The sequence below is a fragment of the Actinacidiphila rubida genome, assembly GCF_900110255.1.
Lineage (GTDB): Bacteria > Actinomycetota > Actinomycetes > Streptomycetales > Streptomycetaceae > Actinacidiphila > Actinacidiphila rubida.
Window position 1 is genome coordinate 37,491 of record NZ_FODD01000002.1, and the last position, 12,644, is coordinate 50,134.

Annotated in this window: 8 protein-coding genes; 4 read left to right on the forward strand and 4 right to left on the reverse strand. The window is 73.7% G+C overall.

Annotated features, from left to right (window positions below):
* Nucleotides 1–63: 63 nt before the first annotated feature.
* Nucleotides 64–450, reverse strand: coding sequence for a hypothetical protein (locus BMW99_RS01820; protein WP_075016110.1), 387 nt, complete (start codon nucleotides 448–450; stop codon nucleotides 64–66).
* A 557-nt stretch (nucleotides 451–1,007) separates the two neighbouring features.
* Here BMW99_RS01820 and BMW99_RS01825 point away from each other — a divergent pair.
* Nucleotides 1,008–5,198: a Pls/PosA family non-ribosomal peptide synthetase gene (locus tag BMW99_RS01825; RefSeq protein ID WP_245791132.1), complete on the forward strand. Its 4,191-nt coding sequence runs from the start codon at nucleotides 1,008–1,010 to the stop codon at nucleotides 5,196–5,198.
* Between the two features lie 71 nt (nucleotides 5,199–5,269).
* Nucleotides 5,270–6,622, forward strand: coding sequence for a M1 family metallopeptidase (locus BMW99_RS01830; RefSeq protein ID WP_069464431.1), 1,353 nt, complete (start codon nucleotides 5,270–5,272; stop codon nucleotides 6,620–6,622).
* Nucleotides 6,623–6,725: 103 nt separating this feature from the next.
* On the opposite strand, the gene BMW99_RS01835 is transcribed toward BMW99_RS01830, so the two are convergent.
* Both BMW99_RS01835 and BMW99_RS01840 read right to left on the reverse strand, forming a co-directional pair.
* On the reverse strand, nucleotides 6,726–8,408 hold the full coding sequence (locus BMW99_RS01835; protein ID WP_069467001.1) for an APC family permease: 1,683 nt from the start codon (nucleotides 8,406–8,408) through the stop codon (nucleotides 6,726–6,728).
* 271 nt (nucleotides 8,409–8,679) lie between these two features.
* Nucleotides 8,680–9,474, reverse strand: coding sequence for an SDR family NAD(P)-dependent oxidoreductase (locus BMW99_RS01840; protein WP_075016111.1), 795 nt, complete (start codon nucleotides 9,472–9,474; stop codon nucleotides 8,680–8,682).
* Nucleotides 9,475–9,635: 161 nt separating this feature from the next.
* Here BMW99_RS01840 and BMW99_RS01845 point away from each other — a divergent pair, with 161 nt between their 5' ends.
* Nucleotides 9,636–10,061 carry a VOC family protein gene (locus BMW99_RS01845; RefSeq protein ID WP_075016112.1) on the forward strand — a complete coding sequence of 142 codons (426 nt, stop codon included), beginning with the start codon at nucleotides 9,636–9,638 and terminating at the stop codon, nucleotides 10,059–10,061.
* A gap of 60 nt (nucleotides 10,062–10,121) precedes the next feature.
* Here the strand turns inward: BMW99_RS01845 and BMW99_RS01850 are convergent, their stop codons facing one another.
* The gene (locus tag BMW99_RS01850) at nucleotides 10,122–11,228 is read right to left on the reverse strand and encodes a metallophosphoesterase family protein (RefSeq protein ID WP_075016113.1); all 1,107 of its coding nucleotides are present in this window, start codon (nucleotides 11,226–11,228) and stop codon (nucleotides 10,122–10,124) included.
* A 327-nt stretch (nucleotides 11,229–11,555) separates the two neighbouring features.
* On the opposite strand from BMW99_RS01850, the gene BMW99_RS01855 reads away from it, so the two are divergent.
* Nucleotides 11,556–12,467 (forward strand): amidohydrolase family protein, encoded by a 912-nt coding sequence (locus BMW99_RS01855; RefSeq protein WP_069467513.1) that lies wholly within the window; start codon nucleotides 11,556–11,558, stop codon nucleotides 12,465–12,467.
* The last annotated feature ends 177 nt before the right edge of the window (nucleotides 12,468–12,644 follow it).

The following is a 12,644-nucleotide window of genomic DNA, read 5'->3' on the forward strand; positions in this document are numbered from 1 at the left end:
GAGCTCACATTTTCCGGGCAATTGCAGTCATGCCATCCGGGGGTCGGCGCGGAAACGGCCCGGCTACCTGGTGGGGCGGGGCTCCGCGTCCGGCGGCGGGGCGGCCGGGGCCGCCTTGGCGTCCGACTGCGCGCAGGGCGCGGACCAGGTCCCGCCCTGGTGCTCCCACTCGCCGTGCCGGTCGAATCCGCACCCGCGCAGCGTGGCGTCGATCTCGGACGGCGGCGGCCCGTCGTCCGGCCTCCTCGCCGCCACCGTGACGACGACGGAGTCCACCTCGCCCCGGTCCGGATGGTCGTTCAGGCTGTCCACCGCCAGGTGCCACTGCCCGTCCGCGTACTCCACGCGGACGTGGTACGGCGGCACGTCCGCGTGCCGGCCCGCCGCGTCGCCCGAACGGTCACGCTCAGGTGCCGCTTCCGGCACGGCACGGGGTGCGGGTTCGGGCACGGCGGGTCTCCTTCTCGTCCGGTCAGAACAGCGTGTGCCCACGCGCGAGGCCGGCATGCGCGGTGCACCCCAACTCGCGTGGGCCCAGCGGCGGGACGGGCTCACCGGGCGGGCGGCCACGGCCGGCCGTTCCCGCGGTGCGGCGAAGGGCGGGGAGAGCGGGGCGCGTTGAGGCCCGGGAGAAAGCCGGGGAGGAACCGGGAAACGGGGTCGCACCGTACCGGGGACGACGTTTCGGGCACCCGGCAGGTCGCCGCGACAGTGCGTGACGGCCGCCCGCGGTGTGTGTTGCGGCACGTTCCCGTCCCTGACGGGGCGTCAGCACGGGAGGCCACCCCGCCGCTCCCGGTGCAGGTCAGAGGGGTCGCGCGTGCGGCCCGGAAGGACTCGGAGGGGTCGCTGGCACTTCCGGCTCAGGAAGCGCCGCGTACGCGAGGCACTTAGTATTGGTCGGCTTGGCTTGCTTTGGTACGGATGCGACGCCCGCAGGGGCATTCCCATCGCGCGCCCGGAGCCGGGTGCAGGCCCCCCGGAAGGGGACGAGGGACGAGGAGCGCATGAATCTGAAGGTGCAGAGCGACCCGCTGCGGGACGCGGACCTGCTGATGGGCGAACTCGACGGAGCCGACACGATGGCCCCGGTCGACATGACGGGCGCGGCCGGGACGACGACGGCCGTGAAGGACGCGATCGACACGATCGGCGCGGCCGACGTGCTGAGCCCCGCCGGCACGATCGGCGCCGCTGACATGCTCGGCCTCGCCGACGCGATCGGCCCCGCCGGCCCGATCGTCGCGGGCGTGCGGCCCACCGTTCCATGTGCCCACTTCACGGGCAGCCCGGCGGCCGCGCCGCGGACGCTGATGGACGTGCTCCACGCGACGGTTCTCGCCCACCCGCAGGAGCCGGCGCTGGACGACGGCCGCACCGCCCTGACGTACCGAGCGCTGGCCGCGGAGGTCGACGGGCTGCGGCGGACGCTCGTCGCGGCCGGGATCGGCCCGGGCGACCGGGTGGGCGTGCGGGTGCCGTCGGGCAGCAACGACCTCTACCTCTGCATCCTGGCCACGCTCGCGGCGGGTGCCGCGTACGTGCCGGTCGACGCCGAGGACCCGGACGAGCGGGCCGAGCTGGTGTTCGGCGAGGCCGGTGTGGCCGCCGTACTCGGCGCCGACCGGGCCCTGACCCTGACGGGCCGGCCCCGCGACGCCGCGCCCGCCGCCCGCCGCCCCTCCCCCGACGACGACGCGTGGATCATCTTCACCTCCGGCTCCACCGGCCGCCCCAAGGGCGTCGCCGTCACCCACCGCAACGCCGCGGCCTTCGTCGACGCCGAGGCCGCGCTGTTCCTCCAGGACGAGCCGATCGGCCCGGGCGACCGCGTGATGGCGTCGCTGTCGGTCGCCTTCGACGCGTCCTGCGAGGAGATGTGGCTGGCCTGGCGCAACGGCGCCTGCCTGGTGCCGGTGCCGCGCTCGCAGGTGCGCGGCGGCAGCGACCTGGGCCCGTGGCTGACCGAGCAGGAGATCACCGTGGTGTCCACGGTGCCCACGCTCGCCGCCCTGTGGCCGGCCGAGGCGCTCAACGAGGTGCGGCTGCTGATCTTCGGCGGCGAGGCCTGCCCGCCCGAACTGGTCGAGCGCCTGGTCACCGAGGGCCGCGAGGTCTGGAACACCTACGGTCCGACCGAGGCGACGGTCGTCGCCTGCGCGTCCCTGCTGACCGGCGAGGGGCCGGTGCGGATCGGCCTGCCGCTGGACGGCTGGGAACTGGCCGTGGTCGACGAGGCCGGCGAGCCGGTGCCCATGGGCGGCAGCGGCCAGCTGATCATCGGCGGCGTCGGGCTGGCGCGGTACCTGGACGCCGAGAAGGACGTGGAGAAGTACGCACCGCTGGAGTCGCTCGGCTGGCGTCGCGCGTACCGCAGCGGCGACCTGGTGAAGGCCGAGCCGGAGGGGCTGCTCTTCCTCGGCCGGGCCGACGAGCAGATCAAGCTCGGCGGCCGGCGCATCGAGCTGGGCGAGGTGGACGCCGCGCTCCAGGCGCTGCCCGGCGTCGCCGGCGCCGCCGCGGCCGTCCGCACGACCCGACACGGCAACCAGCTGCTGGTCGGCTACGTGGTGGCCGGCGACGGCTGGGACCGGGCCGCGGCCGTCGCCGAGCTGTCCGCGCGGCTGCCCGCCGCGCTGGTGCCGCTGCTGGCGACCGTGGACACGCTGCCGACGCGGACGTCCGGCAAGGTGGACCGGGCCGCGCTGCCCTGGCCGCTGCCGGAGTCCGCGGGGCCGGCGGCCGGCGAGGAGGCCGCCGAACCGCTGCGCGGTACCGAGGCGTGGGTGGCCGAGCAGTGGAGCGAGGTGCTGGGCGTCCCGGTCCTCGACTCCCGTGACGACTTCTTCGCCATGGGCGGCGGCAGCCTGACCGCCGCGCAGCTCACCACGCTGCTGCGCACGCGCTTCCCGTCGGTGGCCGTCGTCGACCTCTACCAGGCGTCGACGGTGCGCAAGCTGGCGCGGATGCTGGACCGTTCGGTGCGCGAGAACCGGCCGCCCCGACGGATCGCGCCGGTCCCGAACCGCGCCAAGGCGGTGCAGCTGCTCGCGCTGCTGCCGCTGTACGCGCTGGCCGGGCTGCGCTGGACCACCGGGCTGCTGGCCCTCGGCAACGTCCTGGCCGTGGTGGGCGACTACCCGTGGGCGCCGACCGCGTCGTGGTGGCTGGTCGGGGCCGCGGCGCTCCTCTTCTTCAGCCCGCCGGGCCGGCTGGCGCTGGCCGCCGGCGGGGCCCGGCTGCTGCTGCGCGGGCTGACGCCGGGCAGCTACCCGCGCGGCGGCGGCGTCCACCTGCGGCTGTGGGCGGCCGAGCGGCTCGCCGAGGTGACCGGGGCGACCGACCTGTCCGGCGCGTGGCTGATCCGCTACGGCCGGGCGCTCGGCGCGCGCATCGCCCCGGACGTGGACCTGCACGCGCTGCCTCCCATCACCGGCCTGCTCAAGCTCGGCCGGGGCTGCGCGATCGAGGCCGAGGTCGACCTCAGCGGCTACTGGCTCGACGGCGACCGGCTGCACGTCGGCCCCGTGAAGGTCGGCTCGGGGGCGGTGGTCGGCACTCGCAGCACCCTGCTGCCCGGCGCGCGGATAGGGAAGCGCGCGCAGATCGCGGCCGGCTCCAGCGTGACCGGCCAGGTGCCCACCGGTCAGCGCTGGGCGGGCGCGCCCGCGGCGAAGCAGGGCCGCGCCGAGCGGCGCTGGCCCAAGCAGCGTCCCGCCCGCCGGGCGGGCTGGTCTGCGGCCTACGGCGCCAGCGGTGTGGGCCTGACGTTGCTCCCGCTGGTCGCGGCTCTCGCGGCGCTGGCCGTCGCGGGCGCGCTGGTGCCGACCGGCAGCGGCCTGGCGGAGGCGGTCAGGGGCGTGCTCATCGCCCTGGTGCCCGCCACGCTGGCGTTCGGCCTGACGTACGCGGCGCTGCTGCTGGCCGCCGTCCGGCTGCTGAGCCTGCGCCTGCGTCCGGGCTGGCACCCCCTGCACAGCCGGGTGGGCTGGCAGTCCTGGACGGTGATCCAGCTGATGGACACCGCCCGTGACAAGCTCTTCCCGCTCTACGCGGGCCTGATCACCCCGGTGTGGCTGCGGGCGCTGGGCATGAAGGTCGGCAGCGGGGCCGAGGTCTCCACGGTGCTGGCGATGCCCAGCCTCACCACCGTCGGCGACGGCGCCTTCCTCGCCGACGACGTGCTGGTCGCCCCCTACGAGCTGGGGGGCGGCTGGCTGCGGATCGGCCCGGCCGAGATCGGCGAGCGCGCGTTCCTCGGCAACTCCGGCATGACCGCGCCGGGGCGTGCGGTGCCCGACCGCGGCCTGGTGGGCGTGCTGTCGGCCACGCCGAAGAAGGCCAAGGAGGGCCGCTCCTACCTCGGCATGCCACCGGTGCGGCTGCCGCGGACCGCGGACGACGGCGACCAGAGCCTGACGTACGCGCCGCCCGCCCGCCTGGTGTGGGCGCGCGGGCTGGTCGAGGTCTGCCGGCTGGTGCCGGTGGTGTTCTCGGCGGCGCTGGCCGTACTGGTCCTGACGGTGCTGGCGCGGCTGGCCCAGCACGGGCTCGTGGTGGCCGCACTGCTGTCGGGACCGCTGCTGCTGGCCGCGGGTGGCGTGGCCGCCGTGGTGTCGATCGCCGCGAAGTGGCTGCTGGTCGGCCGCTTCCGGGCGGTGGAACGGCCGTTGTGGAGCGGCTTCGTGTGGCGCAACGAGCTGGCCGACACCTTCGTGGAGGTGCTCGCGGTGCCGTGGCTCGTCGGGTCCGTTCCGGGCACACCGGTGATGAACCTGTGGCTGCGCGGGCTGGGCGCGCGGATCGGCCGCGGCGTGTGGTGCGAGAGCTACTGGCTGCCGGAGGCCGACCTGGTCACCCTGGAGGACGGCGTGAGCGTGAACCGCGGCTGCGTCCTGCAGACCCACCTGTTCCACGACCGGATCATGAGGATGGATACGGTGGTGCTCCGCACGGGCTCGACGCTCGGTCCCGGTGGCATCGTGCTGCCCGGCAGCGAGGTCGGGGCACGGAGCACGCTGGGCCCCGCGTCGCTGGTGATGCGGGCGGAGTCCATCCCCGCGGACAGCCGCTGGCTGGGCAATCCGGCCGAGGCATGGCACGACGAGGAGCCGGAAGAGGGGCCGGAACCGGTGACGGGACCGGTGGCGGTGACGGGACCGGTGCCGGTCGACGAGCCGCGGCGGAACGAGGCATGACGCGAGGGCCGGGTGGCGGCGCCGGGGCCGCCACCGGTTCCGGCCCGCGAACACGAGGGAGCGAAGGACTGTTGACCCAGAAGCGAGCAGCGGCGCCGCAGGCGGACCCGTACTTCCCCGCCCAAGGCGACACCCGCTACGGGGTCCATCGCTACGAACTCGCCCTGGACTACCGGCCCGCCGCCAACCGCCTGCGCGGCACCGCGCGGCTCAGCGCGGTGGCCGGCGGCGCGACGCTGCGGGAGTTCGCTCTCGACCTGGCCGATTTCCGGCTCCAGCGGGTCGTCGTCGACGGCCGGCCCGCGCACTACGCCCACCGCGCGGGGCGGCTGCGGGTCCGGCCGGCGAAGGCCGTCGAGGCGGGCGCGGCCTTCACCGTCGAGGTGCACTACACCGGCAATCCCCAGCCCGTCACCAGCCAGTGGGGCGGCCTGGGCTGGGAGGAACTCACCGACGGCGCCCTCGTGGCCAGCCAGCCGGTCGGCGCGTCGTCGTGGTATCCGTGCAACGACCGGCCCGCGGACAAGGCGACGTACCAGATCTCCGTCACCACCCCGTCCGTGTACACCGTGGTCGTCAGCGGCAGGCTGCTGTCCCGGACCACCAGGGCCAGCAGCACCACCTGGGTCTACGAGCAGACGGCGCCCACCTCCACCTACCTGGTGTCCGTGTCGATCGGACGCTACGAGGCGGTGCAACTGGTCGGCGGCGGCTCGGTGTTCGCCCCTCGCCGCCCGGTACGGCAGACCGGGTACGTGCCGTCGCGGCTGCGCCGCGAGTTCGCCGTCGACTTCGGCCGGCAGACCCGCATGATGGACTTCTTCGAGGACGTCTTCGGGCCGTATCCGTTCGACGAGTACGCGGTGGTCGTCGCCGACGAGGAACTGGACGTGCCGGTCGAGGCGCAGGGGCTCGCCACTTTCGGCGCCAACCACCTGGGCGGGCGGCGCCATTCGGAGCGGCTGGTCGCCCACGAGCTGGCCCACCAGTGGTTCGGCAACAGCCTGTCGATCGGCGACTGGCGGCACATCTGGCTCAACGAGGGCTTCGCCAAGTACGCCGAGTGGCTGTGGTCCGAGCACAGCGGCGGCCCGCGGGCGGCCACGCACGCCGCCAACGCCCACGAGCACCTGGCCCGGCTGCCGCAGAACCTGACGCTCGGCGACCCGGGCCGCCGGCTGATGTTCGACGACCGGCTCTACCAGCGCGGCGGGCTGGCCGTCCACGCGCTGCGCCTCACGCTCGGCGAGGGCGCGTTCTTCCGCATGCTCAAGGGCTGGACGGCCGTGCACCGCCACGGTGTGGTGACCACGGCCGGACTCACCGCCCACGCCGCCCAGTACACCGCCCGCCCGGTCGCCCCGGTCCTCGACGCCTGGGTCCACCGGGCGGCACTGCCCCCGTTCCCCGAGCCCGCCGCCTGACCGGCCGCACCGACGTCCGGGACCGGGGACGGACGTCCGGGACCGACGGAAAGCGCGGTGGCCGGCCCTCGCGGGGGCCGGCCACCGCGCTTTCCGTCGGCGCTCAGAGCGCCTGGCCGAGCTGCTCCTCCTCGTGGCGGGACTCGGCGGCCGCCTCCCTGATGTGCTCCTCCACCCGGGGCACCGGGAGCCGGACCCGCAGGGCCAGCAGGTACACGATCGCGGCGAGCACCAGGTTGACCGCGAAGCCCCAGCCGAGGCCGATCCAGCCGCGGCCGCCGTCGTAGTCGCCGGCGTAGCTCGTCAGGGCCAGACCGCCCAGCCACGGCAGCAGCCACGTCGCCCCGGCGCGCAGGTCGAGCCGCGGCGCGCGGTCTCCCCCGGTGACCTCGAAGACGACGAGCAGCACGAGGCCGATGCCGATGGTGGCGAAGAGCTTCCAGTTGGTGTTCCAGCCGGCCCAGTAGACGATCAGGTTCGACGAGTACAGGGCGAGGAACGGGATGACGTCCCCGCCGGGGACGCGGAAGACCCGCTCGTGGTCCGGGATCTGGCGGCGCATCGCGGCCAGCACCAGCGGGCCGGAACCGAAGGACAGCACGGTCGCCGAGGTGATGAACCCGACCAGCTGCTGCCAGCTGGGGAACGGCAGGAACACGATCAGGCCGAGGACGAACGTCACGACCAGGCTGATCAGCGGCGCCCCGCGCGGTGTGGTGCGGGCCAGTGCCTCGGGCGCGTTGCGGTTGCGGCCCATCGCGTACGAGATCCGCGCCGTGACGGTGGTGTAGATCAGGCCGGTGTCGGCCGGGGAGATGACCGCGTCCACGTACAGCAGGTACGCCAGCCAGCCCAGGCCGATGGCGCTGGCTATCGCGGCGAGCGGGCCGAAGTCGTTGGCGAACTGGAGGTTCAGCCAGCCGTGCGAGGCACTCAGGTCGTGGCCGGGGACGGCGCCGAGGAAGGCGACCTCCAGCAGGATGTAGATCGCCGCGGTGATGACCACCGACCCGATCAGGGCGAAGGGCACGTTGCGCTTCGGATTGTCGGTCTCACCGGCCAGCTCCACGGCCTGCCGGAAGCCGAGGAAGGAGAAGGTGATCCCCGCCGTCGAGATGGCGGTGAAGATGCCCTTGCCGCCGCCGGGCGCGAAGCCCCCGTACTGCTTGGTGTCGAAGTTGTGCCCGTGGAACGCGGTGAGCAGGAACGCGACCACGACCAGCAGGATGATGCCGAGCTTCCACCACACCAGGACGTTGTTGACCCGCGCGAACCAGCGGATGCCGAAGTAGTTCAGCGCCACGAAGAAGGCCATCGCGACGACCGCGACGACGTAGCCGAGACCGGTCAGCGTGTGGGTGCCGGTCGTCGGGTGGGCGACCGTGAAATCGGCCCATTTCGTCGCGTACTGCAGCGCGCCCTCGACCTCGATGGGTGCGACCGTGGCCGCCGCGATCCAGGTGATCCAGCCCATCGTGTAGCTGGCGAAGGACCCGAAGGACAGGTGCGGAAAGCGCACGACGCCGCCCGAGACCGGGAACATGGTGCCCAGCTCGGCGAAGCAGAGCCCGATCAGCAGGATCATCACGGCCGCGAGGGCCCAGGAGAACACCGATGCCGGTCCGGCCTCGCGCGCCGCGTTGAGCGCGCCGAACAGCCACCCGGAGCCGATGATCGAGCCGACGCAGGCGAAGAGCAGGCTGACCCGTCCCAGGTCGCGCCGCAGTCCGGGTTGGTGCGAGGGCGCGCCCGTCGCCCCTTCTGTCTCTGTGGATGTCGCGCTCATGCACCACCGTCCTTGCCGTTGCGATCGGCAGGAGCGGGGTCGCCGGACTCGCCGGACCCCTGCTCCTGCCGCATGTCTTACGCAGGCGGCCTGCCCCGGGATCGCCGGGACATGCTCGGACGGTCCGCGCGCACGACACCTTCACATGCTGGTCGGACGGGGTGCGGGGGCGCTCCGCGCCGGCGGAGGCGGGGTGCGGCGAGAGCCGCGACGAGCGGGTGAACGGGGACGGCGTTCCGGTGTACGGCTACGGCTACGGCTACGGCTACGGCTACGGCAGGATCGCGTCGACGTATCCGCCGTCGACGCGGACCGCGCCGCCGGTGGTCGCGGAGGCGAGCGGCGAGCTGAGGTAGACGGCCATGTTGGCGATCTCCTCCGGCTCGATCAGCCGCTGGAGCAGCGACTGCGGGCGGTACCGGCGCATGAAGGCGTGCTGCGCCTCCTCCCACGGCAGCTCGTCGCCGACCAGCTGCCGGACGAAGTCCTCGACGCCGCCGGTGTGCGTCGGGCCGGCGATCAGCGAGTTGACGGTGACCCCGGTGCCGGCCGCGTCCTTGGCGAAACCGCGCGTCACCGCCAGCAGCGCGGTCTTCGTCATGCCGTAGTGGATCATCTCCGCGGGGATGGCCACGGCGGAGTCGCTCGCGATGTTGATGACGCGCCCCCAGCCGCGGTCCTTCATGCCCGGCAGGTAGGCGCGGATCATCCGGACCGCGGTCAGCACGTTGACCTCGAAGTAGCGCCGCCACTCCGCGTCGCTGATCTCCAGCGGTGCCTCGGCGCCGAAGATCCCGAGGTTGTTCACGACGATGTCGGCGTCGGGGAGGGCGCGGACCGCTCCGGCCAGGCCGTCGTCGCTGGCGAGGTCCCCGGGGACGGCGACGCACTCGGCGCCGCCCGTCTCCTCGCGCAGGCGCGCGACGGCCGCGTCCACCGACCCGGCGCTGCGCCCGTTGACGCCGACGCGGGCCCCGGCCCGGGCGAGTCCGGCGGCGATGGCCAGGCCGATGCCCTGGGTGGAGCCGGTGACGAGCGCGGTCCTGCCGGACAGGTCGATCCTCATACGTCTGCTCTCCCGTGAAGCCGCCGTGCGGTCCCCCTCAACCTGCCCCGTTCCCGGTGCGTGCCGCATCCGCCAGTCGGGGGGTTCGGGGACGACAGACGATGCGAGGGCCCGGCGGCCCGGCTCGGCCCTGCGGGGTCATGATCGGATAGGGTGCGCCGATGTCATCGATCAAGCAGTTCCAGGTCACTTTCGACTGCGCGGAGCCGCTGCGCGTCGCCCGCTTCTGGTGCGAGGTGCTGGGGTACGTCGCACCTCCGCCGGAGGGTTTCGCCACCTGGGACGACTTCGACCGGTCCCAGCCCGAGGAGGAGCGGGGATCGTGGTGCGCCTGCACCGATCCGTCCGGCGTCGGCCCGCGGCTGTACTTCCAGCGCGTTCCCGAGGGCAAGAGCGTGAAGAACCGGGTGCATCTCGACGTGCGGGTCGGCACCGGGCTCGTGGGCGAGGAGCGCCTCGCCGTGCTCGAGGCCGAGTGCACCCGCCTGCTCGCGCTCGGCGCGGTCCGCGTGCAACTCCTCTACGACGGCACCGACTCGTGCATCGTGATGCAGGACGTCGAGGGCAACGAGTTCTGCGTCGACTGACCACCGGCCAGGCCTCGTCGGCGAGGCCGGGCCGGTGGGGGCGTCGGCGGGGTGGGGCGGTCAGTCGCCGGAGGGGCCGTGGCAGTGGGCGCTGCCGGAGTCGGTGTAGCCGGTGCCGTTGGCGGCCTGGTAGTTCCAGGAGTAGCCGGTGGGCTGCAGGGCGAAGCGGCTGACGCCGTACGAAGTGTCGTTGCCCGTCACGCGGTTGGGCGCCTGGGCGGCCGGCGCGAGGGTGTCCAGGCCTTCGCCTCCGGTGCCGATGACGAACTCGGTGATGCCCTTGTGCGGGTCGGCCTGGCCCTGCGGGTTCTGCGGCGCGAACCGCGCGTACAGGTGCTCGTGGCCGTTGAGGACGACGTCGACCCCTGCCTTGTAGAGCAGCGGCCACCACGCGGACTGCGTCAGGGTCCCCTCGCTGGAGGGCGACGCGCTGGCGCTGAACGCGGGCTGGTGCCAGTACGCGAGGGTGCAGGAGGCGTGGTCGGCGGCCAGGTCGTCGCGCAGCCAGGCGGTCTGCTCCTTGACCCAGGCGCCGTCCGTGGCGCACCCTCCGCTCTGCACGGCGCACTCGGCGTTGAGCGAGATGATGTGCCAGGAGCCGAGGTCGTAGGAGTACCAGCCCTGGCCGCTGGTACCGGCCTGGCCCTGGGGCCGCGGCACGGGCTGCCCCTGGGCGTCGGCGAGCGGGCTGCCGGCGGTGTCGAGGCTGCGTCCGTTGTAGTACGAGTAGTAGCCGGAGCCGTCGACGCCCTTCTCGCCGTCCTTGTAGTCGTAGAACTCGTGGTTGCCGGGCGCCGGGCGCTGCAGGTACTTGAACGCGCCGTAGGTCCGGTCGAAGGACCCCATGAAGTCGTTGTAGCGGCCGACTTGGTACTGCTCGTCGCCCAGCAGGGCCACCAGGTCGGGCTGCATGGCCTCGACCTGGTCGGCGGTGAGCGTCTGCGCGCTCTGCCGGGTGCCGTCGCACAGGTACTTGGCGTCGACACCGGCGTCGTCCCCGTCGGGCTCGCACGCGATGTCCCCGACCGCCGCGAGGACCGCGGTGTGGCCCGAAGTCGGCTGGTACGGCCAGGGGTTGTGCGCGTTCGTCGTCGCGGTCGCGGCGGTCGCGGTGAGCAGCAGGGCTCCCGAGGCGGCGGTCAGGGCGGCGACGGTACGGCGTCTCATTGCAGCAGGCTCCTTCCCCGCCCCGTCGCATCGGAGCGGACGGGGTGCCATGTTCACGATCACCGGGGCACGCCACGGCACGGGAAGGGGAACAACAGGCGTCACGTGGATGGCCGTTGGCCGTCGGGCACGTAACACGGCCCCCACGGGGATCAGGGGGCCACCTCCGCCCGACTACAGGACTGTAGTCACTACGTGGCCGTCGCGCCATTGCCAATGCCGACGCCGACGCCGACTCCGACTCCGACTCCGAGGTGACGAATCCCTCACCCCCGCAGAGCGGAGAAGGCTGGCCCCGCCCCCACGGGGGAGCAGATCGTGGACGCCATGAACGATCAGCACTCCGCCGCCGGCCCGACCGCGCCCGAAGAGGCCGCCGGGGTCCGCCGCTTCTGGACCCGGCTCGGCCTTCCCGGACTGATCGACGTCCACACGCACTTCATGCCCGAGCGCGTCCTGCGCAAGGTCTGGGACTACTTCGACGCACAGGGGCCCCTGACCGGCGGGCGGGAGTGGCCGATCACCTACCGGCGGGACGAGGCGGAACGCGCCGCCGTGCTGGAGGAGTTCGGCGTCCGGGCCTTCACCTCCATGCTCTACCCGCACAAGCCCGGGATGGCCCGGTGGCTGAACGAGTGGGCGGCCGGCTTCGCCCGCCGCACGCCCGGCTGCCTGCACACCGCCACCCTGTACTGCGAGCCGGACGTCGGGAGCTACGTCCGGGAGGCCGTCGACGCGGGGGCCCGCGTGTTCAAAGCGCACGTGCAGGTCGGCGCCTACGACCCGGCCGACGACCTCCTCCAGCCGGCATGGGGCCTGCTGGCCGAAGCGGGGATCCCGGTGGTGATCCACTGCGGCTCCGGGCCGGCGCCCGGCAAGCACACCGGGCCGGAGCCGATCGCCCGGGTCCTGGCGCGCAACCCCGGCCTGCGGCTGATCGTCGCGCACCTGGGCATGCCCGAGTACGAGGACTTCCTCGACCTCGCCGAGCGCCACCCGCAGGTGCGGCTGGACACGACGATGGCCTTCACCGACTTCACCGAGGCGTTCATGCCCTTCCCCGCCCAGGCCCTCCCCCGGCTCGCCGACCTCGGCGACCGCGTCCTGCTCGGCTCCGACTTCCCCAACATCCCGCACCTCTACCTGCACCAGCTCGACGCCCTGGAGCGGCTCGGCCTCGGGCCGGACTGGCTGCGGGCCGTGTGCCACGACAACGCGGCGGCGCTCTTCGGCGTCTGACGCCGCCGGGCCCGGCCACCTCGCGCGGCCGCCCCGGGCGGCCGCGACCACTCCGGTGACCGCGGGCCGGCCTCCTCGACCGCTCGGGCATGTCCGACATGCGCGCTTCGGCCAGCTCTGTCTATATTTCCGGTGAGAATCCGCCGTCGACGCCCGCTGGCGTCCGTCCGGCGTGAC